The organism is Rhodococcus ruitaii (assembly GCF_055230935.1).
Window position 1 is genome coordinate 347,667 of sequence record NZ_JBUYWC010000004.1, and the last position, 24,889, is coordinate 372,555.

18 protein-coding genes and 2 pseudogenes are annotated in these 24,889 nt (G+C 66.1%); 13 read left to right on the forward strand and 7 right to left on the reverse strand.

All coding sequences use genetic code 11. The features are described 5' to 3' along the window. Window positions 1–2: 2 nt before the first annotated feature. From ACZI8W_RS07420 to ACZI8W_RS07430, 3 genes are read right to left on the reverse strand one after another with little or no spacing between them, the layout of a single operon-like run. Window positions 3–7,724, reverse strand: a complete 7,722-nt coding sequence (locus ACZI8W_RS07420; RefSeq protein ID WP_463367838.1) for an amino acid adenylation domain-containing protein — start codon at window positions 7,722–7,724, stop codon at window positions 3–5. Beyond that, a complete protein-coding gene (locus ACZI8W_RS07425) occupies window positions 7,721–8,491 on the reverse strand; it encodes a thioesterase II family protein (RefSeq protein WP_463367839.1) in 771 nt (256 codons plus the stop codon). Before ACZI8W_RS07425 ends, ACZI8W_RS07420 begins: the two co-directional genes overlap by 4 nt. 26 nt (window positions 8,492–8,517) lie before the next feature. Beyond that, window positions 8,518–9,735 (reverse strand): MFS transporter, encoded by a 1,218-nt coding sequence (locus tag ACZI8W_RS07430; protein WP_463367840.1) that lies wholly within the window; start codon window positions 9,733–9,735, stop codon window positions 8,518–8,520. 261 nt (window positions 9,736–9,996) lie between these two features. Between ACZI8W_RS07430 and ACZI8W_RS07435 the strand changes: the two genes are divergently transcribed. After that, window positions 9,997–13,509, forward strand: coding sequence for an ABC transporter ATP-binding protein (locus ACZI8W_RS07435; protein WP_463367841.1), 3,513 nt, complete (start codon window positions 9,997–9,999; stop codon window positions 13,507–13,509). A gap of 87 nt (window positions 13,510–13,596) precedes the next feature. Here the strand turns inward: ACZI8W_RS07435 and ACZI8W_RS07440 are convergent, their stop codons facing one another. The 3 genes from ACZI8W_RS07440 to ACZI8W_RS07450 are packed head-to-tail and all read right to left on the reverse strand — an operon-like array spanning window position 13,597 to window position 16,989. Further along, entirely contained in the window at window positions 13,597–14,358 is a 762-nt protein-coding gene (locus ACZI8W_RS07440; RefSeq protein WP_463367842.1) for a crotonase/enoyl-CoA hydratase family protein, read from the reverse strand. A gap of 16 nt (window positions 14,359–14,374) precedes the next feature. After that, complete coding sequence (locus ACZI8W_RS07445) at window positions 14,375–15,433, reverse strand: MBL fold metallo-hydrolase (protein WP_463367843.1); 1,059 nt, start codon at window positions 15,431–15,433, stop codon at window positions 14,375–14,377. After that, complete coding sequence (locus tag ACZI8W_RS07450; RefSeq protein WP_463367844.1) at window positions 15,430–16,989, reverse strand: long-chain-fatty-acid--CoA ligase; 1,560 nt, start codon at window positions 16,987–16,989, stop codon at window positions 15,430–15,432. The genes ACZI8W_RS07445 and ACZI8W_RS07450 overlap by 4 nt, the downstream gene beginning before the upstream one ends. A gap of 262 nt (window positions 16,990–17,251) precedes the next feature. On the opposite strand from ACZI8W_RS07450, the gene ACZI8W_RS07455 reads away from it, so the two are divergent. The 4 genes from ACZI8W_RS07455 (at window position 17,252) to ACZI8W_RS07470 (ending at window position 19,315) form a co-directional block, all read left to right on the forward strand. Next, window positions 17,252–17,536 (forward strand): IclR family transcriptional regulator domain-containing protein, encoded by a 285-nt coding sequence (locus tag ACZI8W_RS07455; RefSeq protein ID WP_463367845.1) that lies wholly within the window; start codon window positions 17,252–17,254, stop codon window positions 17,534–17,536. Window positions 17,537–17,569: 33 nt separating this feature from the next. Further along, window positions 17,570–17,797, forward strand: a complete 228-nt coding sequence (locus ACZI8W_RS07460) for a hypothetical protein (protein WP_463367846.1) — start codon at window positions 17,570–17,572, stop codon at window positions 17,795–17,797. Window positions 17,798–18,002: 205 nt separating this feature from the next. Next, window positions 18,003–18,611: a helix-turn-helix domain-containing protein gene (locus tag ACZI8W_RS07465; protein ID WP_463367847.1), complete on the forward strand. Its 609-nt coding sequence runs from the start codon at window positions 18,003–18,005 to the stop codon at window positions 18,609–18,611. Then, the gene (locus ACZI8W_RS07470) at window positions 18,611–19,315 is read left to right on the forward strand and encodes an RES family NAD+ phosphorylase (protein WP_463367848.1); all 705 of its coding nucleotides are present in this window, start codon (window positions 18,611–18,613) and stop codon (window positions 19,313–19,315) included. Before ACZI8W_RS07465 ends, ACZI8W_RS07470 begins: the two co-directional genes overlap by 1 nt. A 214-nt stretch (window positions 19,316–19,529) precedes the next feature. Here the strand turns inward: ACZI8W_RS07470 and ACZI8W_RS07475 are convergent. After that, a pseudogene (locus ACZI8W_RS07475) lies at window positions 19,530–19,646 on the reverse strand (phosphatidylserine/phosphatidylglycerophosphate/cardiolipin synthase family protein); the annotation flags it as partial. A 13-nt stretch (window positions 19,647–19,659) separates the two neighbouring features. On the opposite strand from ACZI8W_RS07475, the gene ACZI8W_RS07480 reads away from it, so the two are divergent. From ACZI8W_RS07480 to ACZI8W_RS07515, 8 genes and pseudogenes are all read left to right on the forward strand, one after another. Then, entirely contained in the window at window positions 19,660–19,848 is a 189-nt protein-coding gene (locus ACZI8W_RS07480) for a hypothetical protein (protein WP_463367849.1), read from the forward strand. A gap of 139 nt (window positions 19,849–19,987) precedes the next feature. After that, entirely contained in the window at window positions 19,988–20,368 is a 381-nt protein-coding gene (locus ACZI8W_RS07485; RefSeq protein WP_463367948.1) for an HAD family hydrolase, read from the forward strand. After that, window positions 20,275–20,634 (forward strand): HAD-IA family hydrolase, encoded by a 360-nt coding sequence (locus ACZI8W_RS07490; RefSeq protein WP_463367850.1) that lies wholly within the window; start codon window positions 20,275–20,277, stop codon window positions 20,632–20,634. Before ACZI8W_RS07485 ends, ACZI8W_RS07490 begins: the two co-directional genes overlap by 94 nt. Before the next feature lie 107 nt (window positions 20,635–20,741). Further along, window positions 20,742–21,193 (forward strand): annotated as a pseudogene (locus ACZI8W_RS07495) (SOS response-associated peptidase family protein); the annotation flags it as partial. Window positions 21,194–21,210: 17 nt separating this feature from the next. After that, window positions 21,211–21,861 (forward strand): hypothetical protein, encoded by a 651-nt coding sequence (locus ACZI8W_RS07500; protein WP_463367851.1) that lies wholly within the window; start codon window positions 21,211–21,213, stop codon window positions 21,859–21,861. Window positions 21,862–21,865: 4 nt separating this feature from the next. Next, window positions 21,866–22,555: a hypothetical protein gene (locus ACZI8W_RS07505; protein WP_463367852.1), complete on the forward strand. Its 690-nt coding sequence runs from the start codon at window positions 21,866–21,868 to the stop codon at window positions 22,553–22,555. A gap of 711 nt (window positions 22,556–23,266) precedes the next feature. Continuing rightward, window positions 23,267–24,259, forward strand: a complete 993-nt coding sequence (locus tag ACZI8W_RS07510; protein ID WP_463367853.1) for an alpha/beta hydrolase — start codon at window positions 23,267–23,269, stop codon at window positions 24,257–24,259. Between the two features lie 23 nt (window positions 24,260–24,282). Then, window positions 24,283–24,876, forward strand: a complete 594-nt coding sequence (locus ACZI8W_RS07515) for a DUF732 domain-containing protein (RefSeq protein ID WP_463367854.1) — start codon at window positions 24,283–24,285, stop codon at window positions 24,874–24,876. Window positions 24,877–24,889: the final 13 nt, after the last annotated feature.

Here is a 24,889-nt window from a genome sequence, read left to right on the forward strand (position 1 = left end):
GGTCATCTCCGATCTCGCGGCGGCAGAACGCCGGTGTCGATCAATTGGTCGAAGTAGCGGTCGAGGAGTGTCGCGTCGATCTCGGGGCATTCGATACCCGACCCCGCCAGGTCGGCATCGAGATTGCGGCGGTCGACGGTGTATCCGTCGAGTGTGGGAAGGTCGGCCGACGCGCTGCGCATCGCGGAGGACGAGCGCACGGCACCGCCCGCGCCGTCTCGGGCCGCATGCAGGGTGACTCGGTCGGACCACTCGTCGACGGTCGATTCATCCAGCGGGTAACCGCGCTCGCGTAGTCGATCACCGAACACCTTCAGCGGTACAGGATTCGGATGGACGACATGGTAGGTACGTCCGGTGCCGGTCACACGCGGTAGGAGGGCGACCACGACCTGGGCAACGTAGTCTGCGGGCACGAGATCGGTGTCGTTAGCGCCGTCCGCATCGTCGAGCGCATCGGCCATTGCACCGACTTCCACCGAGGCACGGAGGAATGTCACCAGCGCGTCGTTCGGATTGCACTCGCCCGTTGTCGTCGGGCCCCAGACCCGGGACAGGCGGTACATGTTCACAGGAATCCCACGTTCGCGAGCCGACAGCGCGAGACGTTCCGCGACCCATTTGCTTGTCACGTAGCCGGTGGGCAGTACCGCGTCGGCCGGGATCGGCGCATCCTCAGTGAGTACATCGGCATCTGCGGCCATACCCAGAACGACCGATGTTGTCGATATATGATGCACCGCAGCCCCTCCCGCGACCGCGGCCAGGCGTAAGACCTCTGTGGTCCCGACGACGTTCGTCGCACGCATCTGCCGGTACGAGGCGAGGAGATTCACGTCGGCGCCACAATGCACGACGGCATCGATCCGTTCCGCTACGCCACCGAAGCGTTGCTCGTCCCAACCGAACCGCTCGAGACCCAGGTCTCCGGCGTAGGCGTGGATGCGGGCGGTGTCGGTTTCACGGAGGAGACCCCGTTCGGCGAGCGTCGCGTGCATCCGTCGTTCCGCTGCCGAGTCGTCACGGGCACGGACCAATACATGGACGTTCGCGATGGTGCTGTCGAGGAGTTCACGCAGGATATGTGCGCCCGCGAAACCTGTGGCTCCGGTGAGGAATACGTCGTGCAGATCCGAGGAGCGTGTGGTGCGCCGGTGACCGCCGGGCACCGGGACGACGTCGGTGCCGAGTACCGCATCCGCCTCGATGTCGGCGGCGTCCACCACCGGCGCTGTGCCCCGTATCGCCAGGGCCAGACGTCCGATCGTCGGATGCTCGAACACGTCCTGCACATTGACCCGGTGCCCGCGATCGCGCAGCCGGAACGCCACCTCCGCGGCGCGCAGCGAATGACCACCGAGCTCGAAGAAGTCTGCTTCCTGTGAAGCAATCGCACACCCGAGCACGTCTTCCCACACCGTGCGCACGTCGTGTTCGACGCCTCCCCCGTCGATCACGACACGTTCGGGTGCGGACGAGCGGTCTCGACGGGTCCACACCTCTGTGGGCACTGCTGTACCGAACCGGTCGGTCATCGCGACGTGCGTGAGTGCACGTGCGATCCGGGGTGCGTCGGCGGGGTCGTCGACGATCACGCACACGGCGGCAGGGCCGGCGAAGGAGCCCGGGGACGAGGCTGATGCGGTGGCCTGCGACCGCAGCTCCGCGCGGTCGATCTTGCCGTTGACGTTGAGCGGCAGCGAGCTCACAGCGTAGACGCGATCCGGGACCATCGCGGTCGGCAGCTTCCGGGCGAGCCGGCTCCTGAGCTCGGCGGGGTCGGTCGACGTCACTGCGAACGCAACGAGTTCCGGTCGGCCGGAACGATCGGCTACCGCCACGACCGCGGCCGTGGCGACTTCGGGGTCGGCGGTGAGCGCGTCCTCGACTTCGGCCGGCTCGACTCGCGTACCGCGAATCTGTATCTGGGTGTCGGAGCGGCCCAGGAACACGAACTCGTCGTTGCTGCGCCGCACCAGGTCCCCGGTGCGGTACATCCGCGAACCGGGAGGCCCGAACGGGCATGCGATGAAACGTTCCGCGGTCGTCGCCGGCGCCCCGTGATAGCCCAGGGCAACCGATGGGCCGGCGACGTAGAGTTCGCCGTCGGTGTTGTCGGGCACCGACTGCAAGCGTTCGTCGAGAACATCGACGCCGAGTCCCACGGTCGGCGCGCCGATGGACGGGTTCCCGCGTCCGTCGAGCGGTCGGCTCATCGTGGTCATCACCGTGGCCTCGGACGGCCCGTACGCATTGAAGATCCGGCGCACAGCGCCCCAGCGTGCTGCGACCGCGGGCGGAAGGGCCTCACCTGCCAGGACCACGGTGGTCGCGGGCGGGACACCGTCCTCGGGCATCACGGCCAGAGCCGAGGGAGGCAGCGTGATGTGGCTGATCCTCTTGTCGGCGAGTGTCGCGGCGAGTTCGGGACCGGGCCGCAGTGCGTTCGGATTCGTGACGACGAGGGTGCCGCCGCTCAGGATGGACATGGCCAGTTCGAAGATCAGCGCATCGAAGCCGACCGCCGCGAACTGCAGAACCCGGATATCGGAAGGATCGTCACCGAAACGATCGGCCAGGGTTTCCCGGACCAGGATTACGCCGTGGTGTGCGAGCAGCACCTGCTTGGGCCTACCCGTGGAGCCGGAGGTGAACACCGAATAGGCGGGTAGGTCGGCGGTCAGAGCGCATCCGCGCTCGTCGTCACCGACACGTTCGGTCGAGGTTGCCGCGCGTTCGCCGGCCACTGCCGCGTCGTCCAGGACGAGCAGGGGGCCGTCGTAGAGCAGTTCCTCGTTCCGGTGTGAGGTGACCAGTAGAGCGGGGCGCGCCCGATCGAGGAGCTCGGAGCGACGATCGACCGGCAGCGCCGGATCGACCACGAGGTGGGCGGCACCGGTCTTCGCTACGGCGAGGAGAGTGACGACGAGATCGGCGCTCCGCGGCAGCGAGACCGCCACGATCCTTCCTGCCCGCGCGCCGCGTACGAGCAACATACGGGCGAGGGCGTTCGCTTCGGCGTCGAGGCGGATGTAGCTGCGTGCGCCCGTGTCGTCCTCGAGTGCCGTCCGGGTGGGGACAGCATCGGCAACGTCCTCGAACATCCGGGCCATCGGCCGAGATCCGGGTATTCGGTCGTGACCCGCCGCGGTGGATGTTCCTGCGGATGCGACGGAGGGCTTGTGGGCGGTGAGTGCGGCGCGGTCGATCTTGCCGTTGGGGGTGATCGGCAGAGTATCGGTCAGGACGAACGCCGACGGCACCATGTACCCGGGCAGTGTGGCAGTGATGTGACCGCGCAACTCCGGTACGACCAGCCCGGCATAGTGGGCCCGACCGGGGTCGTCCGAACGCCACTCGGGTACATGCGGTTCGGGTGGAAGGGGTCCGGGTCGGCGGACGTCGACGGCGGCGTCGTGGGCGACGATGTCGAGCGTGCCGGGCGCGACTCCGGGAAAGAACCGCGCGACCCGACCCGTCGACACGATCCGATCGCTCAGCTGCGCTCGGGTGGGGGCGTCTGCGACCACGGTGATCTCCCGCACCGCATCCGCGACAGATGCGCCGTTGCGATCGGAATCCACGGCGGCACGGATCCGGTGTGCCAGCGCATCGGGGACGGATCGCAGCGCGACCGGGCCGGCCTGCGCTATCGCGGTCTCCAATGCGCCGGGGAGCTCGAGTCGGGCCGACCAGGTCACCTCGTGTGTGATGGGTACGTACTCGTCATCGAGGGTGTGCAGCACGACGTCGTACCGTCCAGCAGTCCCGGGCCGATCGGTCGGATCGAGCGTGATCTCCGCGTGGGACAGCGTGGGATTCTTGTCCACCAATCGATCCCACAGTGACGGTGCCACCGTGAGTTCCTGTGCCGGATACCCCGATGCGGGTGCCGCAGAGAGCACGTCTGCGGTCGCTGCGTCCGCGTCGGCTCGCAGGAGAGACCGCGCAGCGGCGGTGTCCGCGGCTCCGCGGGGGTCGAGGACTCCGCTCAGCGCGATCCGGCCACCCGCAACCAGGCAGCGGGCAGCGGCATCGATGAACGCTGTCAGGGTCGTGATGTCGGGCATCAGTCCGACGACGCGGTCGCCCCGTACGAGATCGACGTCGCGAGCGCTGCGCAGGTGATCGAACATCCCGTTGTCGATGCGAACCGAGCGGAGTTGGTCGACGGCGCTGGTGCGTGACGAGATAAGCTGCAGCGAAAGCGAATCGGATGCTCCGGCGGTCTCATCTCCGTCGCCGAGGCCCGTCAGTGCGGACAGATGCTGCTCGGCGCGGGCGGCTGCGTCTGCGGTCGGCACGACGAAGGCGGTCAGCGATGTGGTGCTGCCGAGGCCCGATGCGGCGGTCACGACGGCACGTGCCACCGCAGGGTGCTGTTCGAGGATCTGCTCGATCTCGCCCGGTTCGAGCCGGTATCCGCGGATCTTGATCTGGTTGTCGACTCGGCCGAGGCACACCAATCGGCCATCGGGGGTCAATCGGGCGCGGTCCCCTGTCCGGTACATCCGCTCGTTCGGGACCCACGGACACGCGATGAACCGTGCCGCGGTCTCGGCGGGACGATCGAGATATCCGGACGCGAGTCCCGCACCGAACAGATACAGTTCGCCGTCGCGCCCCTCTGCGACAGGTTGACATGCGTCGTCGAGGATGATCGATCCCGTACCGGGGAGCGGGGTGCCGATCGGAACGAGGTCTGCGTCGGCGTCGAGTGGCGCGCAGGTGGACCACACCGTTGTCTCGGTGGGACCGTACAGGTTGAAGGCTGTCGCTTCACCCCCCGCGAGATCCCGAGCGACGGACAGCGGTACCGGTTCGGCCCCGACCAGGCGGCGCACGTGTGGTGGAACGCGGCCGGTATCGAGCAGTGCGCGCCACAGTGTCGGTGTCGCCTGCACTGCGGTGACGCGATCGCGAACGAGGAGGTCCACGAATTCGTCGGGGGACCGGGAGATTTCCGGTGGTGCGACGACGACACATGCGCCGGTGGTCAACGGTAGGAACAACTCCGGCACCGACATGTCGAAACTCGGGGTCGTGATCCAGGTCATCGCGTCGTCCGGGCCGAGGGGAACGACCGTGGCCAGTGCGGATAGCAAGGTCGACAGGCTTCGATGCGTGACGATCACGCCCTTGGGATGTCCTGTCGATCCGGACGTGAAGAGCACGTATGCGGGAGAGTCCGGGAAGACCGATGCCGGCGGAATCTCGTCGACGTCGGAGACGGCCGTGTGCGGGATCTCGTCGAGAGTCAGCACCGGTTCCGGCCGGTCCGCGAGCGACGGTGCCATTGCCCTGCTCGACACGATCATCGCGGGTCGGAACCCGCCGAGCACATGGGCGCGTCGGGTCGGTGGATGAGCAGCATCGAGGCACGTGTACACCCCGCCGAGCGAGACGATGGCGAGCAACGTCGCGATCACCTCGGCGGTGTGGGGGAGCAGAACCGCAACGTGCGACCCCGATTCGATCCCGTTGTTCTGGAGGGCAGTTCGGATCGACGCGGTTCGGCCGACCAGATCGCGGTAGGTCCACGTGGTGTCCCCGTCTCGGAGGGCGGGGGCGCTGGGATCGATGCGGGCTCGGCCGCACACGATATCGGGGAGCGCGACCCAGGGTTCCAGGGCTACGTCGCTGTGGAGCAGCGCACCGCCGACGTCCGCGTGTGCCGCAGTAGTGCCGTCGTCGGACAGATCCGGGCCGGAGCGGACTCGCACGTCGAGTCCGTCCCCGTACTGTGCCAGCGTTGTCCGCCAGCGTGCGAGGGTCTCGTCGTCGACGATCGGGGGTTGCGTGCCGAGCGCCGGCGCTGCGATCACCACGCCTCGGGCGCTGTCGCCCAGCGGCTCGAGTACGGGCAGGAGAGCAGCGGTCAGGGAGCCGCGATCGTGCCCTGCAGACGGAGTCGCGGCGACAATCAGGGACGGTGTACCCGAATCCGAGACAACCGGCCACAACTCGACCCTCTCGGCGACCGGTGCGAGGGCAACACGGATCTCACGAAGGTCCACGCTTGCACCGTCGACGTCAGCGGTGCCGGGCCGTGTCTCGGGGCGGACCGTGCCGTCTGCGAGCAGCCGTCCGTGGCCGCCGAGTCGTTGTGCGTCGTCGCCGAGACGGTGGCCGAGCACGGAACGAACGGGAACGCGGAAGAGCTCTCCGGCCACACCGACGGGACACACCATGCCCGTCGGTTCGGCGACGACGAGTCGGAAATCCGCGGTGACGCAGACATGTTCGTCGGCGATCGCAGGCGGTCGCGACACGGGGTCGGTGAGGTCCCGGATGCGGTCGAGGTCGACGTCGTCGATGATGACGAGTTCGGACAGTGGGGTTCCGGGATTGCGCACGGCATTCGTGAGGAGGTTCGACAGGTGTCGCGCGATATCGACCGCGGCGGAACGGTCGAGAATCGATCCGTCCGCGACCAGGGTCACGGCGCCCTGATCCACGCCGCCTACCCAGTGGACGACGAGGTCGAATTGGGCGGGAGATGTCCCCAGCTCGACGGGATGCGCCGTCACGTCGCCGAATCGCACCGAGTGAGGCGTCTTCTGGCGTACGAGGTACACGTTGCACAGGGGCGTGCGAACTCCGTCGCGGGCCGGTGCCACCGCTGCGACGACCGACTCGAAAGGCAGATCGGAGTGGCGGAGTGCGTCGGTGTGGGCGCGGGTCGTGGCTGCGACGTGGTCGATGAACGAGCTGTCCGGGGTGATGTCGGGGCGTACGAGCACGGTGTTGACGAAGTACCCGACCACGTGTTCGTAGGCGGACCCACCGCGCCCGTCCACTGCGGTGCCGACGGTGACGCTGTCGGGACTGCCGTAGCGGCACAGCAACGCCTGTAGTGCCGCCATGACCACGGTGAACGGGGTGGTGTGCGCGGAACGCGCGAATTCTTCGACGAGATCCGCGGTGCCTGAAGGCAGGTCCCACGTCACGGCATGCGATCCCCCGACCTTCTGGGGATCGATATTTCCGGTGTCGGGAAGTGGGGTTGCGCCGGAGTGGATCGGGGTCAGGTGATCCTGCCACCATCGGCGTTGGCGCGCTTCCAGCCCGGAGGACAATCGCTGGCTCAGCTCTCGACTGAAATCGGTGAATGTCAGTGCAGGTGCCACCGGAACGCTGCCGGACTGTGCCGTCAGATAGGTGTAGTGTTGCGCGATCTCGTTCAGGAGGATGCCGAACGATCTGCCGTCGCCCACCACGTGGTGCACCACCAGGGACAGCACGTGCGTGGAGTCGGGGAGCCGCCACAGACCGACTCGGACCAGGGGGCCTGCCTCGAGATCGAACGGTGTGAGTGCGTGTGTCGTTACGAATCCGAGATCCTCGGTGTCGGCGTCCGCGCAGGTCCACGGAAGCGTGACGTGGTCGTGGACCACCTGGTGGAGGTGTCCGTCGAGGACGCTGAACGACGTGCGTAGAGCCGGATGACGTTCGACGAGTGCCTGCACGCACGCGCGCAATGCGCCGACGTCCAGCGGACCGTCCAGCCGCAGCGTCATCGTCATGTTGTAGCGGGGTGACTCGTCCAGTTGCTCGACGAACCACAGGGCCTCCTGCGCACCGGATGCGGGTACCGGCCCGGTGATCGGAATGTGTCGAGGTCCGTCGGTTCGGGCCGTGGGAACAGGTGTGGACGAGGAGAGCAACCGGGCGAGCAGTGCCTGCCGGTCGGCCCTGGCGGATGTCACAGCATCGTTCGTCATGAATCTGCCCCGCTGGGGCTCATGGCGCGGTCGAGTGCCGTGTGGAAGGCACCGGCGTTCTCGGCGGGGAAGAAGTGTCCGCCCGGTAACACCTCGGATCGGTATCGTCCCCGGGTCATCTTCTGCCACGCACGGACGGCGGCGGGGGTGACCGTGGGATCCTCGGCGCCGGCGAAGGTCGTGATGTCGGCGGCGAGCAACGGAGCGGATTCGAGGCGGTGGGTTTCCACCAATCGGTAGTCGTCGCGGATCGGTCCGAGGAGCATCGCACGGATCTCCGCGTCGTCCAGCAGTCCCGCGGGAGTGGCGCCGAGGTCCTCGATGGTCCGAACCAGTTCGTCATCCGACGACCGGTGGACGGTGGACGACGGTGGTTGCGGACCTCGGCCGGACAGGACGACGTGATGTGGTGCGGATGCCGGACGCCCGTCGCTCTCGAGCCGCCGCGCGACTTCGAAGGCGACCAGCGCGCCCATGCTGTGTCCGAACAGGATCGGAGCGTCCACCTCGGTGTCCGAGATCTCACGGGCGATCGAATTGGCAAGTGCAATGAGAGAATCCGGCGGTGAATCGTCGAGTCGGTCTTCCCTGCCCGGGTACTGGACAACGATGACGTCCACATCCGCAGCGATCCCGCTCGCGAGTCGCCGGTAGTACGATGCCCCGCCACCCGCGTGCGGCAGCATCACCAGCCGGTGCTTGGCGGAGGATGCGCTGCGGACCGTCCGGAGTGATGGTGACGTGGTGTTTCCGACGTTGTGCAACATGTGACTGATCCTTGGAAGGTGAGTGGTCATGGGATCTCGGATGGCACGGCCGCAAGCACGGGGGTGATTCCTCTGCCGACCACCACGACACCGATGGCAGCGAGCAGTGCGGCGAAGACCGTGACGGGAACGAACCCTGCTGAACCGGCGGCGGCGATACCGAGTCCGCCGGCAACTGCCATCGCGATTCCCGAGACGGTCGTGAAGAGTGTGAAGTCGGTTCCGGCGGACTCGTGCCGCGCCAGGTCCATCGAGATCGTGTAGACGATCGCGCCCGATGCGGCGAAGCCGATGTTCGACAATGCCACGATGAGAATCACTGCGGCGCGGCCGTCGGATCCGAGCGCGAGCGCGACCGTGCCCAGGCAGGCCGCCACCTGGGTCAGGCCCAGCGCGACCAGCGACAGTCGACGTCCGAGCCGACGGATGAACATTCCCGCGGCGACACCCGACACGATGCCGAAGGCGCTGCCGGCGATCACGACGACGGTGCCGATCTCGGATTCGGACCACCCGGCATCGACGAGCATCGGGCGTACCAGGTTGTAGGAGATCGTCCCGCCTGCTGTGTACACGGGTAACAGGAACAATGCCCACCGGGTGACCCCTGGGCGTGTGAAGAACTGTGTGATCGTCTTGCGGGTGACGCGGGGTCGTGGCTGTGCTGCGGTGGTCGCCTTCTCGTTCCAGGCCAGGACGAACGGCAACGGAAGGGCACTCCACGCGGCGAGAACAAGGGCTGCGGCGGCCCAGCCCGCAGCGCCGTACACGAGAAGAACGAGCCCGCCGCCGACGATCTGGGCGACGCAGCTGCCAGCGGATTGGAAGCCGTTGCCGAGCCCGCGGTCGGACAGCGTGAGCAGTCGCGTCGTGGCGGCGTCGGCGGCAACGTCCTGGGTACCGGCCACGATGAACAACGCGGCGAAGACGACCAGTGCGAGGGAGAAATTCTCCGCGGGGTCGAGGAGGGCGAGCGATGCGGTGCCGACGGCGAGCAGTGATTGTGTCGCGAGCAGCCAGCCGCGGTAGTGACCCAACCGTGACGAGCCGTATCGGTCGATGAGTGGCGCCCAGAGAAATTTGAGAACGAGGAGAGTCGCGAGCCCGGTCGCAGCGCCGATGGTCGCTAGGGAGACACCGTTTGCCTGCGCGATGGTGAGGAATGCGTAGGTGAACATGCCCAGCGAAAGGTTCTGTGTGCAGTACAGCAGCGCGACGAGCGTCAGGCGCTGCGATCTGGACATTGGTGCCGAAGGCGGGTCCGAGGCGGGGTCGGTGACAGGAAGAGGTGAGGTGGACATCGGTCTCCGGGCGTCAGAACGCAATGCGAACGTCGGTGGCAATTACGGGGAATCGACGTGGATTCCCATTTGAGGTGAGCCTAAGCTATCTTATTGATCATGAACAGTCGTACGACAGTCGAGCCGCCGCTCGAATCCGGACGGCGCGGGCCTACGGTGTCCGAAATTCTTTTACGCCGAAGGGTTTCGCTGATCGTCAGCGCGGTGGCCGCCATTCTGGGTGCGCTCGCGGGCCTTGTTCCCTTCGTGGTGGTCTACCTGGTTGCAGTTGATCTTTTCGTCTCCGAGACGCCGCGCACCGACCGCATCACGAGCCTGGTGGTCCTGGCTGCAGTGGGAGTGGCCGCGAAAGTTGTTCTGCGGGCGATCGCGAATTGGTTGTCGCATGTGACCGCGTACCGTGCGCTGGCCGACCTGCGGCTCGAACTCGCCGACCGAATCGATCGGATGCCATTGGCAAGAGCTAGATCCCGAAGTGCTGGTGAACTCAAGAAGGTTGTACAGGACGATGTCGAGCAGCTCGAGCTCGGCTTGTCGCACGCGATCCCGGACATTGCATCTTCCGTCGCCGTTCCCCTCGCCACGTTGGGCGTGATGTTCTGGATCGACTGGCGAATGGGCCTCGCGGCGATCGCGATCGTGGTGTGTGTCGTCGCGTGTATTGCCTGGGCTGTGGGACGCAGCGCCGATCTCGCTCCCCGTGAATCCGAGATCGGCACCGCCCTGAATGTATCGGTTGTCTCATTTGTCCGAGGGATCCGGGTGATCCGCGGGTTCGTCCGTCCCGCGAGTTCGTTCGTCGATGTCGAGCGGGCGGTGGCCGACAGCGAGGCGATCGAGAACCTCAAGACGTCCCGGGGCCGGGTCGGTGCGGTCTCGGCGACCGCGTTCGCGTCGGTCAGCGTGCTGTTCCTGCTTCCGCTCGGGCTCTATTTCGTGCACACCGGGTCGCTCGACGTCGCCGAACTCGTGTTCTTCCTGCTGGTCGGTGTGGGATTCGCGCAGCCTTTGATGAGCCTGACGCTCAGTGTGGCCGTCCTGCAGTACCAGGTGGAAGCAGGACTGAAGAACATCGGAGCGATTCTCGCGGAGGAGGATCTGCCACGAGCCACGGATCCGCGCTCCCCGGACGGAAGCCGGATCGAACTCGTCGACGTCCGCTTCGCATACGGTGACAACACGGTTCTCGACGGGATCGATCTCACGATCGACCCCGGAACTTCGGTCGCACTTGTGGGTGGCAGCGGTGCCGGTAAGACGACGCTCCTGCGGTTGCTGGCCCGTTTCGCCGACGTGACCGGTGGGGCAGTCCGTCTCGGTGGTGTCGACCTGAGAGATATCGACCCGATCGAATTGGCCGGACTCGTGGCATTCGTCCAGCAGGACGACTACGTCTTCGACGACACCGTGACCGAGAACATCCGATTGGCCAGGCCGGGTGCCACCGACGACGAAGTGCGTGAGGCTGCCCGACGCGCACGCGTCACGGAGTTTCTTCCCGACCTCGACGACGGCTGGGACACGCGTCTCGGCGCCGGTGGAGGCCGGCTTTCCGGTGGTCAGCGGCAACGTATTTCGATCGCCCGCGCATTTCTGAAGGACGCTCCGGTGGTCCTTCTCGACGAGGCCACCGCGTTCCTCGATGCGGAGAACGAACAGGCCGTCGTCTGTGCTCTGGCGGACCTCGCCGAAGGTCGTACAGTCGTCACCGTCGCGCACCGCCTCGGGTCGATCACCGGATACGACCGCATCCTCCTGCTCGACGCGGGGCGCATCGCGGCAGCCGGCACGCACACGGAACTGCTTGCTTCGAGCGAGGACTACCTGTCGCTGTGGGAGGACTATCGCGCCGTCGATGGATGGCGGCTGGAGCCGGCCGGCAATGCAACCGACGCGACGACACCTTCGTCCCGATCTGCCGTGCCGGCTGCTGATGCAGAGGAGGCGGGCTCCAGCGGTATGGACCGCACTCCCGCTGTCGCGGATCTTGCGTCGAAAGGTCCGGTGACGCAATGGTTCGCAATGCTCGGCCAGCACCGCTCGACCTTCTTCCGTCAGGGTCTCTGGCGGGTGCTTCTCGAAGGTGCGCTCACGACCGCCCCGATGCTCGTGGTGTTCATCGCGTTGTTCACCGCGCTCGACGGACCGGTGGAGGCCTCCGACGTCCTCACCCTCAGCGGTGCACTGTTCGTTCTGTTCGTCGCACGCGTGGTCATCGGTGTGGATGTCGCCCGGGTCTGGTGGCCGGTGACCCAGCGCGCAATCGCCGACTTGCGGCGATCGGTCCTGCACCGGCTGCGTCGCGTGCCGCTCGGGGCCTTCGACCGCATGGATGCGGGCCGTACCTCGACCCTGGTCGTCTCCGATCTCGCCCTCGTCGATTTCGTCAACCTGCCGGGCAAACTTGTGGTCGCCGTCGTGCAACCGGTGCTCGCAACGATCGTGCTTGCCATTCTCGACTGGAGACTCGCCGTGGCCGCACTGATCGGGGTCCCGGTGTTCCTCGGGCTACTCGTGGTCGCAGACCGGGCTCAGACGGCAATCAGCACCGACGTCACCGATGCCCGCCGGGAGGCAAACACCGCACTGCTCGAATTCGTGCGCGGCGCTGCGGTCCTTCGCGCGTTCCCCGACGCACCCCAGGCCATCCGTTACCGCACCGCAGTCGAGCGACTACGTCGTTCGAGCGTAGGAATGGCCGTGCGAACCAGCCCGCTGACCGCGGTGGCGACAGTGGTGCTCGAACTCGGCTTCGTCGCCCTCCTGTGGCTCGGGAGTACCTTGTTCCTCGGTGGTGACGTTGCCGCGACGACGCTGTTGCTCTTCCTGGTGATCGCCCTTAACCTGTACCGGCCGCTGCAGGAACTCCTGGAGCTGAGTACGTACCGGCACCAGCAGGACCGCATCGCCGAGCAGCTCGGTGGTGTGTGGGACATCGACGAACTTCCCGAACCCACCGATCCGGCGCTCATGTCCGGCACCGACGTCGAATTCCGCGACGTGCGATTCTCCTACAACCACGACGAAGCTCTGACAGGTGTGTCGTTTCGGGCCGAATCCGGGAAGGTCACCGCTCTGGTCGGGCCGTCCGGCGCAGGCAAGTCCACGGTCGCGGACCTCGTCGCGCGGTTCTGGGACGTCGATTCGGGTTCGATCCGCATCGGCGGAGCTGATCTGCGTGAGGTGACCGAGGACGATCTACGTCGCACCGTGACGACCGTGTACCAAGACGTCTATCTGTTCCCCGACACCATCCGGTCCAACCTCACGATCGGGGCGCCCGGCGCGACGGACGAGCAAGTGTGGGCGGCTCTCGAATCCGCGCAGGCCGCCGACTTCGTCCGAGTACTACCCGACGGGTTGGACGCGGTGCTGGCGGAAGCCGGCGACGATCTGTCCGGCGGGCAGCGGCAACGGCTCTCGATTGCTCGCGCGCTCCTGCGTGATCCCGATGTCCTCTTGCTCGACGAAGCAGTCGCCTCGATCGACCCGGCCACCGAACGTCGTATCCAGCTCGCGTTGTCGCACCTCGTTGCGGGACGCACGGTGCTTGTCGTCGCGCATCGGCTCGACACCATTCGCGGCGCCGACCGCATCGTCGTTCTCGACAACGGTGGCGTCGATGGAGTGGGCACGCACGACGAACTACTCGAGTCGAGCGCGGTGTATCGGCGTCTGTGGGATGCCCACGAGGTCGCCCACGCGATCACCGGCTGATGAACGACGGTGTCCACCGGCTGAGGTGAACGACGGTGTCCACCGGCTGAGGTGAACGACGGTGGACACCGTTGTGTTCGGAGTCGGTTACGCACCGGTCCAGAGGGGAGGCCGCTTCTCAGCGAATGCCTTGGCGCCCTCCTGAGCGTCGTTCGACGCGAACACCGGGTCGATGAACTTGCGCTGCGCGACGAACGCGTCGGGGTCGGTGTACTTCGCGGACATCGCCACGACCTGCTTGGTGGCCTTCACCGCGAGCGGTCCGTTGGCAGCGACGCGTGCAGCGAGTTCCTTCGCGACGGTCAATGCTTCGCCGGGTTCGGTGACCCGGTTGACGAGACCGTGCTGGAAGGCGACCTCGGCGGTGAGGGGGTCGCCGGTGATGGCCATCTCCATTGCCAGCGGGTACGGGAGGATCTTCGGCAGCCGCAGCAGACCGCCGGCTGCAGCAGCGAGGCCACGCTTGACCTCGGGAATTCCGAACTTCGCTTCGCGCGACGCGACGATCAGGTCGGCGGACAGTGCGAGTTCGCAACCGCCGGCGAGTGCCCAGCCCTCGACCGCGGCGATCAGCGGCTTCGTGGGCGGAGCTTCGGTGATGCCGCCGAACCCGCGACCAGGGATCGACGGGCGCTCACCGCGCGAGAACGCCTTGAGATCCATGCCGGCGCAGAAAGTTCCACCGGCACCGGTGAGGATGCCGATGGTCAGGTCGGGGCGTGCCTCGAATTCGTCCATCGCGGCGGCGAGGGCCTCGGATACCTCGAGCGTGACGGCGTTCTTGGCCTCGGGGCGATTGAGAGTGAAGACGGCAATGCCGTCGGCGAACTCGGTGAGAACAACACTCATATCAGCTTTTCCTTCGTTACTGGTCGGCGACGGGTGTGGCGAGACTCCAACGGGAAGGAGTCCCTCCATCAGAGAGAATGACATTTCGGTCGGCCAGAACGATGAGGTGGGCCTGCGTCTCGCGGACGGCGAGGCGGAGCAGCCTCGGGTCCATTGCGTGGATCGGCCGCGACCACGTGATGCGTGTGGTGAGCTCCCACGCTGTCGACTCGGGGTGTACGTCGATGGCACAGCGGATCTCTTCGAGGCGGTCGTCGTGGTGTGCCATCAGTTCTCGTGCCCGGTCGGTGACGCCTCGGAATCGGTACTCGTGTGCGGGGAGCACCTCGCAGTCCGGCAGCGCGGTGGTCGCATGAAGCGACAACAGATAGCGATGCAGCGGGGAGTCGAGTTCACCCGGGCCCGACGAGATGTTGGGGCTGATGCGCGGGAGCATGTGGTCGCCGCTGAACAGCAGGTCGTTGTCGCGGTCGACGAACGCGAGATGGCCCGGTGTGTGCCCGGGGGTCCACACCGCTTCGATGTTCCATCCGGGCAGATCGAGGCGGTCGCCGCCCTCGAGGACGACGTCGGCGGAGGTGCCGGGAGGGAAGCGGACGAGGTCGAAGCGGGGTGCCTCGACGACCTCGGGCGGCGCGCCGAGGCCTGTCAGATCCACCCGCCACGCCTCGACGTCGGCTGCGGCGTCCGCCGGGGTGAAATGCCCGAGCGCGGTCGCCTCGGCGACGTGCATTGCGATCGCGGCGCCCGTGGTCTCCCGCAGCCGCGGGACAAGACCGAAGTGGTCGGGGTGCAGATGGGTGATGGCCGCGTACCGCACATCGGTGATGTCGTGGCTCGTCGACGAGATCCCGTCGACGAGCGCCTGCCAGGACTCCTCGGTGTCCATGCCGGGATCGATCAGCGCCAGCCCGGTGTCCAGAGCGAGCGCGTAGCAGAGCACGTAGCGCAGGGGGACGTGCGGCATCGGGACGGGAATCGACCACAGCCCGGGCCGGACCTCCTCGACGGGAGGTAGTCGGTTCGCTGCCCATGCTTCTCGCTGGACGATGCCGATGTCTTCGGTGATGATCATGGTGTCGAGTCCTCCCGATGCCCGAGGGTGTCCCGCAGGGTGCGCTTCAGGATCTTGCCGCTCGCGTTGCGTGGCAGTTCCGCGACGATGTGGATGCGTTGCGGCTTCTTGTACGATGCGAGCCGCTCGGTGGTGAACGCGACGAGTTCGCGTTCCGTCGGCGCTTCGACGCCGTCGACGAGGCGTACGACGGCGGTGACCGCCTCACCCCAGCGTTCGTCGGGCAGACCGACCACGGCGACCTCCGCGACGGCGGGGTGTTCGGCGAGTGCGGCCTCGACCTCGACGGGGTACACGTTCTCCCCGCCGGTGATGATCATGTCTTTCACGCGGTCGGTGACGAACAGGTAGCCGTTCTCGTCGATGTGCCCGGCGTCGCCGGTGCGCAGAAATCCGTCGTCGGTGTACAACGCGGCAGTCTCTGCGTCGCGTTGCCAGTACCCCGTGACGTTGTTGCGCGACCGCGACACGATTTCGCCTGTCTCACCTTGCGGCAGTACCTCTCCGGTGACGATGTTGCGGATCTGCACCTCGGTACCCGGAAGTGGTGTCCCCGCAGACCGCAGCAGATGGGTCCGCGGCCCACGCGGGTCATGGTCGTCGGCACGCAGAGCGGTGAGTGCCCCCATCGTCTCGGTCATTCCGTAGCGCTGCACGAGCCTGCAATGGAAGGTCTCCATGGTCTGCTCGAGCAGCGCCGGAGTGATCGGGGAAGCTCCGTAGGCGATGATTTCGAGACTGGACAGGTCGTACTCGTCGAGGTCGGGGAGTTCGAGGAGCATCCCGATCGCGGAGGGCACGAGGAAGGCGTGGGTGACTCCGTACTCGGCGATGGCCGCGGCCACCTGTGCGGGGCGCATCTCGCCGAGCAGGATCACATGCAGCCCGGCCGACAGGGACGTACCGAGCCATCCGCTGCCGGCGATGTGGAACAGGGGCAGCGCATCCAGCGACACCGACTCGTTCCCGAACTCGTAGAGCTCGAGGACTTCGGGGGTGGTGTAGATGTTGCGATGAACAGCCACAACACCTTTCGGCTTGCCGGTGGTGCCGGAGGTGTAGAGCTGGAGGAGTGCGGTCTCGGGGTCGTCCCCCAGGCCCGGATCGGTGTCGGTGCCCGAGGCGACGAGCTGACCCCATGTAGTGGCGCCGTCCGGAGGCGAATCACCGACGACGATGATGCGCACCTCCGGTAGTGCTGCCGCTACAGCCCGAGCGGCGTCGGCGAAGTCCGCCTCGACGATGAGCACGCCGATCTGTGCGTCCGTTGCGATCCATACGATCTCGTCAGGGGTGAGTCGCCAGTTGATGGGGGTGAAGACGAGCCCGGCCTTCGTGCAACCGACGAGTGCTGCCGCGCCGGGCAGACCCATTCGGAGTAGCGCGCCGATCCGACCAGACGGCGGCGCCAGTGCGGCCAGCGCCGTGGCCACTTTGTTGGTGTACGAGTCGAACTCCGCGTAGGTGAGGGTCGTGCCTTCTGCCGTGACGGCAGGTGCCGAGGGCTGGGAGGTCGCCAGCTGCCGGATGCGGTTGGGAAGGTGCAGTTTGCTCACGAGGCACTCCTGATCGACGTCTGTCCGCGCGGACTACCGGTCCGGGGAATCCCAGTCGATCACGGGTGTGACGACGGCGACAAAGTCCTGCGGCCGCATCCAGCGATAGGGCAAACCTATGAGCGTCGGTCGGTGGTGGGGGTACCGATGACAGACGCGACGAGGCTGTGCACAGCGTGGGCGAGCCGTTCGGTCTGACCCGGACGTGTTGCAGGAGCACATCGGGGTTGAGGACGCCGACGAGCGAATTGGACCACCGGTCATGTTATCGGGTGAGACCGGTGGACGAATCGACCGTCGATGCGTTCCGCGGAAACTCGAGCAAACCCGCCGATGCGGATGGTCCCAGGACGCACGAGAATTCGACCCGTCGAGCTGCTGCTGCGGTGCCGCGATCTCCGACCACACCGGCCAGCCCATCGCCGCGATCAGCGTCGCCGGTGTAGCCGAGCGCATGGAAGGCGTCCTCCCGGACGTCGGACCCCTCGTCAAGAGCACCGCCACGTCCATCTCCGCTGCCCTCGGCTACGTCCCCGCGTGCACGTAGTCCTCGCGTACACGTAACGCTCGTAGGTATGAGGTGGCGGATCAGCTGTTACATCGAAAACGAGCTGGCCGCCGAGCCGGACCACGTGCGGTCGACGAGGTGTTCGGCGCCGAGCCGTTGCCTGATCGGGCGCCTGCGTTGCGGGAGTTCACTGCGGCGACGATCAATGCCGTGGTCGCCGCCGCGCCGGGAAGGTGGCTCACCTACACGGTCTATGACCGTGACAAGCGCAAGGCGGCCGGTGTCGCCCGCCGTGACTGACGCATCGGGGAAGCCGGCGTCGCTGCCCGTGACCTGCGCATCGGAAGTAGGACTGGGCGGTCGTGCGGATCCGCATCCGGTGTGCAGTGCACAACGATGGGGACATGAGCGCAGGTCACACTCCTGTGATGACCCCCGCGAGAGCCAGTGCCGCGTATCCTGCGTATCCCGCGTATCCTGGTGGCGGGATCAGGAGGTGAGTTCCGTGACGACACGACCAGAGGGGATGTCGACAGAGGCGCAGGCGCGGGTGTCGAAGACCCTCGACGAGTTGGCCACCGAGTTCGAAACGTTGCTCGGCAAGGATGCTCCGGCGTTGCGTGCGATCCGGCACCTGGCCGCCAGCTTTCCGACCTCGAGAGCTGATGCCGCGACCGAGGTCGGCGGTGTCGAGGACGGCTGGGGGCAGGTTATGTCTGCTGAGGAGGCCGCCGAGCTCGAACAGGCCAACCTGCAGTTGCAGGTCGAGCAGCGGCGCGAGCAGTTGACTGTGTCGTTCTCTCGGGCGCAGGCGGCGGATGTGCTGGGGATTTCTCCGCAGACGGTGTCGGAGTGGGTTGCCCAGCATCGCCTCGTCGGGTTGAAGGACGGGCGTGAGTGGCGGTTCCCGGCGTGGCAGTTCACCCCGGACAATGCGGAGCCGATGCTGCCGGATCTGAGCCGGCTCGTCGATGCCTTCCCTGGTGGGGTGGTGAGCTTGTCGCGGTGGATGAGCCGGCCGAACGACAACTTCGGCGGTCGCACGCCCGCGCAGGAGATGGTCCGCGACAGTGACCACGTGTTCGCGATCGTTGAAACGTTGGCAGCCGCCTGATGGCCAAGCCTCTCGAGGCACCGGGGCGGCCGTTGCCCGCTGCAGATCATCGGTGGGCATGGACGCCGGCCGACGGCGCGGCAGCGCCGTGGTACCGGATCTACCACCACGATCAGTTCACCCCGAACGGGTCGACGTTCCGGCTGTTCGGGCCGCTCGCCCGGTTCGATCACCACACCCCGTCTTTCGCGGCGCCGGCGGTCGACGCGGATGGGCGGTCGGTGATCTACCTGGCGGTCGATCTCGCAACGTCCGCGTGTGAGGTGTTCGGCGAAGCTGGGGTCGCGCCGCTGTGCTCGAACTGGCGCGTTGCCCGGTTGCGTCCGCTGCGCGAGATCGACACCTACAACCTGGACCGGCCGGGTGCGGCGATGGCGATCGGTGCGTTGCCCGCGCTCGCGTCCGGCAACGAGAATCGCGTGCTGACTCAGCAGTGGGCCCGCGCGATATATGAGGATCAGCCTGCCGCGGCGAAGGTCGAGGGCATTCACTACCGGGCTGCGTACCACGGCGGTCGGGCGTTGGCGCTGTGGGACTGCCCGGATGCTGTCGAGGTGGTCACCGATCGGCGTGGGCTGCCGCTGGATCTTCCGCTTGATCATGGTCGGGGGCGCCGGTTGCTTCTGAAGGCATTGCAGGGGACCGGTATTCCGGTCACGCCGGTCCCGGATGCGGACTGCGTCAAGTGCCGTAATTCGTTGTAGGATGGAACATTACGAGTTAATGTGATGTGCGCAGTGGCTGGCACAGTCATCATCCCTATGGGGGACGTGTCATTACCACTGTTCACACGGTTTTCGGTCGCACTCCACTGGCAGGGTCAGTCCCGGTCAGCGCCATCCCTATAACCCCTATGGGGGCTATGGGCCTGTCGCTGCGATGTGTCCTCTGCCCGGAGGTGATGGCCGCCGCCGCTGGTCACAGCTTCCACAGGCGCAGCAGCGCCGCGCGCAGACCCGGGGAGATGACGCGATGGTCATGGTGCAGGCGCGGGTTGGGGTGACCTTCCTCGGCGAGGATGCGTGCGGCGTCGGCTGAGGTAGCCCGGATGCAGATAGACAGTATGGAAGCGCGGTACGGTCACCGTTGGTGGACGGTGACCGAACTGGCAGGCACCGGTGAGACTGTGCGGCCGAAGGGGATGGCGGATTTGCTGCCCGACGTTCTCGATGGCGACGGCAGAAGTAGTGTGGCTGTGCATCTGGGTGACTTCAACGAGGACACCGATCCCGGATAGCACCGGCTGGCGCCGATTCACTCCATCGGCTTCTGGATCGACAGCCGCAAGGCTGTCCCGCCATCTTGCCACTGGGTCGGGGAGGTATCGCAGTGATGAGGACGGTGATAGTGCCGTCGACGACGGTTACCATCCTCGAGTGCGAGCCGTACTGTTCGATGTTGATGGCGTCCTGATCGATTCCTATGGCGGCTACCGGCAGGTGTGGTATCGCTGGTGCGCTATGCGCTCGGTTCCCTTCGAAGCTGTCTGGTCAGCAACTCATGGGCGACGGCCTGTCGAAACGATCGCCGAAGTCGCGCCGCATCTCGACCCGGTCCATGAATATGCGGTGCTCAGGCAACTGATGCACAACATCGGGGATCAGTTCCCCGCATTTCCTGCCGCCGCCCCGCTGCTTGCTTCATTGCCGCAGGAGCGTTGGGGGTGGTCACGAGCGGACGGCGGGCAACAGTACTGTCGCGGTTCAGGGCAGCAAGGATTCCTGAACCTGTGGTCCTCGTCGATGGAACGGAGGTGACCGCGGGAAAGCCCTGTCTGGAAGGGTATTTGCGTGCGGCAGAGCTTCTTGGTGTCGTGCCTGCTGATGTGCTGGTTGTCGAGGACGCTCCGGCGGGGGTCGCTGCCGGTCGGTCGGCCGGGATGCGGGTGCTCGCGATCGGCAGTACACACACGTTCACTGATTTGGCCTTGGCGGATGACAAGGCCGAATCATTGGTGGCCGCATCGGGGTTCATTCGTGAGTGGCTCCATGTCGTAGCCCGCGCTGCAGACCACGTAACATGAGTCCGCGATTTCCCCTGCACGTTCGGGCACTCTGCCTTGGTAGTCCGCGCAACCCGGCGGGGACGTGTCATCAGTGCAGCTCAGGGTCTTATTTCCGTCCCGGATTACCGGACGCGTCGGTGGCCGCGGCGCGCCGACGCTGCGTGGTGCCGGCTGATGGTTACTTCGAGTGGATGAAGGGCGAGGACGGCAAGATCCCGTGCTTCCTGCACGGTGACGGGCCGGTGTCGATGGCCGGCCTGTACGAGTTGTGCCGAATCTGGATCTGCCCGAAGATGATCCGGATCGGTGGTTGTGGACGTGCACTGTGCTCACGCGGCCGGCGACCGACGCGGCCGCCCGGATCCATGACCGGTCGCCGGTGATCCTGCCGGATACCTTCGTCGGGCCGTGACTCGACGCTTCGCTGACCGATCGCGACGATGTGGACGCGTTGCTGAACTCGGTTCCGACGCGTCGCACTGTTGAGCCGGCGGGACGCCGGGTGTGGCGGGCCTCGAACCGAGAGGGGGCTGTCCACCGAAATGTACGTGGAGTACGATTGTATATACGCACTTGACGTATCGGAGGTGTGGGATGCCCGAGAATCGAACACGGCGGAAAGTGATCAAGGCGCCGACCTCGAAAAGCGGGGGTGCATCGCGCGTGGTCGCGGGACGGGGCCACCGGTTCAGTGGCGCGCACGCGGGCGAGAGCCGTGGCGTGGACGTGGCCGGCGGGTTCGTGGAGTACGTGACCCGGAATGCGCCGCGACAGGAGTGGGCGCTGATCGCGAAGCTGCTTCTCGATGAGGCGTTCGCCGAACCGGCGGCCCGAGCCGAGGACCGGACGGCGGCGGCCGAGCGGCGGCAGTCGTTGCTCGACAAGGTGGACACCCTCAAGGCAGGGGAGGCCAGCCGGGTGCTGGCACCGCGGGCGGGAGAATCGCGGACCCTGGTGAAAAAGTTACGTGACGAGGGCGTGTTGCTCGGCCTACCGCTGGGGCGCCGCCCCGACTATCACTACCCAGCGTTCCAGTTCGACACGGTGCACCACCGGGTGTGGCCGGTCGTGGCGTACGCCAACAGCAGGCTGGGGGCCGCCGAGGACCCGTGGGGGGTCACATCCTGGTGGCGCACCCCGTCCGACATCCTCGACGGCCGCACCCCGTTGCAGGAACTCGAGGACGGCGATCTGACCGAGGTCGCCGTCGACAACATGATCAGCATGGCCGAGCGGGGAATGTAGGGGAGTGGGGGCCTACAACGGCAATCCGGCGAACACCGACACCATCGCGGCGGGAACACCGGTATGGCGGGTGCACTGGACGTCGTCGGCATATCCTCCGAACGCCTTCAACCGCAGCAACATCGCGCCCTGGGTTGATGCACGCACCCTCGACGTCCGCACGACGGTCATCCCGACACAGGGGCGTTTCGAGCCGGTTCACGACCCGGCCGTGTGCCCGGGTGGTTCCGCGCTGGGCGGTTACCTGTATCTCGGATTGTCCGTGGGTGCGGTGGTCGCCGAAGGCGTCCTGCGTGGTCAGGACATCCCACCGGACTTGATCATCCGAAAGCGGCTCATGGCCGGCAAGTCCTTGACGCAACTCGTGCTGGACGACGACCTCGACATCGCAGTGCTGGACGGGCAGCGGAACCTGATCCGGCTCGGCCAGGATGCCTCCCTGACGGCGTGCACCTGGCGGGACTACGGGCAGACTCGTCGAACCGCGACCGATATTCTGACCAACACCCCCGCGGCGCAGGGGCTTCGATATGAGTGTCGGCACGGACGAAACGAACTCGCGCTCATGCTGATCGACGGACGAACGGTGCCGGCTCTGACGGTGGTGCGCTCGGCACCGCTCGACGCCGATGGATGGGCACGCGAGGCGATGGCCGTTTCGCTGCTCGATGACTTCGATCTGACGGTGGGATGAACGGCAGTGCTGCGGTCGCATGTGAGGTGCGGACCTCACATGGAGTGGCGACGATCGGGCCTGGTCGCGATGACGTTTGTTGTTTGGTGCAGGTCTCGTCGACAGCCGAGGTTCATGATCGGGAGGGAGCTGTTCCCCACGTCGGGTCTGCTGGCCGTGTTCTGGCTCTTTTGTCAGGCAGCGGCCGGCCACGAAGTTCGTCGAAGGAGCGGCCGGGTTCATCGAAGTGTCGGGTCGGCCCCGGTGAATCTCGACGCTGTGGGGCTGATGAACGAAGTGGTCAAGGCGGTGGAGAACATCTCCAGGATCCGGCGGATCGTCGGCTCGCCGTCATGGAGGCGGGCAGCGCATCCGGAAAGCTGGTGGTCATCCCCTGAGCTGACTCCGTCGCAGAAATGTCGACGAGAGCACTGGTCTGCGATCGGGATGCTCCTCGCGCTTCCCGGCCTCGCATCGACAGGTTTTCGGCGCCGGGCGCATGCTTCGGCTCGATCTAGCACAATATTTCATGAAACCGGCTGTGACCTGGAAACTCTCATGAAATTCTCATAATTCGTGAGTCGAGATATTGGCCACATGATGCCTTCGCTAACGACCTGGCTTCGCGCTTCGATAACACCCGAGATCGTTTGATTTTCTGAATCGCACCGACGCTGACGGCGAATGTTGTCCGGCGCGGCGCGGTGAGTTGTGGGCAAGGGAGTAGTCTCGATGCAGATCGCCCGAGAGCGAAAGAATGGGCACCGGAACCCGGTCGCGGCCGTTCTGGTGATGGCCGTGCTGATGGTGAGTTCCCTGTTCGCCGTTCCGGCGGCGTCGGCCGACGTCGGAACGTCCCGGACGGTGAGCCACCGGGGATACGATGAGCTCTGGGTGCCATCGTCGATGGGCAACATCAAGGTGCAGGTACAGTGGGCAGCACGTGGTGGCAGCGCATCGTTGTATCTGTTGGACGGGTTGCGTGCCCGTGACGACCGCAACGCATGGAGTTTCGAAACCAACGCGATGGAACAGTTTGCTCTCGACAACATCACCCTGGTGATGCCGGTCGGGGGCGAGTCGAGCTTCTACACCGATTGGTACTTTCCGAGCAATTTCAACATGCAACCGTTCACCTATCGGTGGGAAACCTTTCTGACCCGCGAATTGCCCGATTATCTAGCCGGTTTCGGTGTCGACAGGACGAACACCGGCATTCTGGGGATCTCGATGGGTGGCACGGCAGCGATGACACTGGCCGCATATCATCGTGATCAGTTCCGCTTCGCGGGTTCACTGTCCGGGTATCTCAATACCACCGCCCCCGGGATGCGGGAGGCCATCCGACTTGCCATGCTCGATGCCGGGGGGTACAACGCCGACTCGATGTGGGGATTCCCCTGGGATCCGGCATGGCTGCGTAACGACCCGTTCGTGTCCGCCCCGCAGCTGGCCGGCATGTCGCTCTATGTCTCAGCGGGAAACGGGATTCCCGGGGTGTACGACCGTCCGTCGGATGCGATCGGATACTGGAACACTGCGATGGGTATGGGGCTGGAGTTTCTCTCGATGCTCACGACCCGCGCATTCGAGGTTCGTCTCGCCACTCTCGGTCAGGCTGCGGAGTTCAGGTTCCACGGAACGGGAACCCATTCGTGGCCGTACTGGTCGGCAGAGCTGTGGCAGGCGCGACCGCAAATCCTCGGAGCCCTCAACGCACGGTGACCGTACCGAACCGGAGGAGGCGTATGTCGAATCAGCGATGCCACCGTTTTCCGTTGTCTCCCACTGGAGCTGTTGGCCTGCTTGCGGTAGCGAGTGCTGCGCTCGTCGCGTGTTCCGGTGACCCGGCAGCAACCGATGCATCGCCCGACACGGCCACGTCGCGTGCCCCGATCACGTCGTCGGCCACCGACACGGTGACGGCCACGCCGCCGCCAGAAGTGTCTCCTCCGGAAGCGAACGCAACACCGTCTTCGTCGACTCCTCCAGTAGCAGAATCGATCCCGGATAGCCTGTCACCGCACAGCCCGGTGGAGACCAGCGCGCCGTTTCCGAGTGATCCTCCTGCGGCCACTGCTTCGCGAGCGCAGCTGTTTCTGGACGCATTGAGAAATGAGGGAATCGTGCCGCCGGCCGACGGCACGATGGCACTCTCGACGGCTGACTACATCTGTGCGGCAACCGGGCTGGGCAGTACCCCCGAGGAGACGCTGACATTCGTGACCGCTGCCGTCGGTATCGAGGCGAGCGCAGCGGATCAGCATCTGGATGTAACGCAGGCGGGAGGCATCGCGCAGACCTATATCCGCATCGCCGAGGCCGTGTATTGCACCGTTTAGCAACAGGTGTCAA

Bases quoted from the DNA above. Each gene is read 5' to 3' on its own strand.
- ACZI8W_RS07420 (WP_463367838.1), bottom strand. From the start codon at position 7,724: ATGACGAACGATGCTGTGACATCCGCCAGGGCCGACCGGCAGGCACTG.
- ACZI8W_RS07425 (WP_463367839.1), bottom strand. From the start codon at position 8,491: ATGTTGCACAACGTCGGAAACACCACGTCACCATCACTCCGGACGGTC.
- ACZI8W_RS07430 (WP_463367840.1), bottom strand. From the start codon at position 9,735: ATGTCCAGATCGCAGCGCCTGACGCTCGTCGCGCTGCTGTACTGCACA.
- ACZI8W_RS07440 (WP_463367842.1), bottom strand. From the start codon at position 14,358: ATGAGTGTTGTTCTCACCGAGTTCGCCGACGGCATTGCCGTCTTCACT.
- ACZI8W_RS07445 (WP_463367843.1), bottom strand. From the start codon at position 15,433: ATGATCATCACCGAAGACATCGGCATCGTCCAGCGAGAAGCATGGGCA.
- ACZI8W_RS07455 (WP_463367845.1), top strand. From the start codon at position 17,252: ATGTTATCGGGTGAGACCGGTGGACGAATCGACCGTCGATGCGTTCCG.
- ACZI8W_RS07470 (WP_463367848.1), top strand. From the start codon at position 18,611: ATGGCCAAGCCTCTCGAGGCACCGGGGCGGCCGTTGCCCGCTGCAGAT.
- ACZI8W_RS07480 (WP_463367849.1), top strand. From the start codon at position 19,660: ATGCAGATAGACAGTATGGAAGCGCGGTACGGTCACCGTTGGTGGACG.
- ACZI8W_RS07500 (WP_463367851.1), top strand. From the start codon at position 21,211: ATGCCCGAGAATCGAACACGGCGGAAAGTGATCAAGGCGCCGACCTCG.
- ACZI8W_RS07510 (WP_463367853.1), top strand. From the start codon at position 23,267: ATGCAGATCGCCCGAGAGCGAAAGAATGGGCACCGGAACCCGGTCGCG.
- ACZI8W_RS07515 (WP_463367854.1), top strand. From the start codon at position 24,283: ATGTCGAATCAGCGATGCCACCGTTTTCCGTTGTCTCCCACTGGAGCT.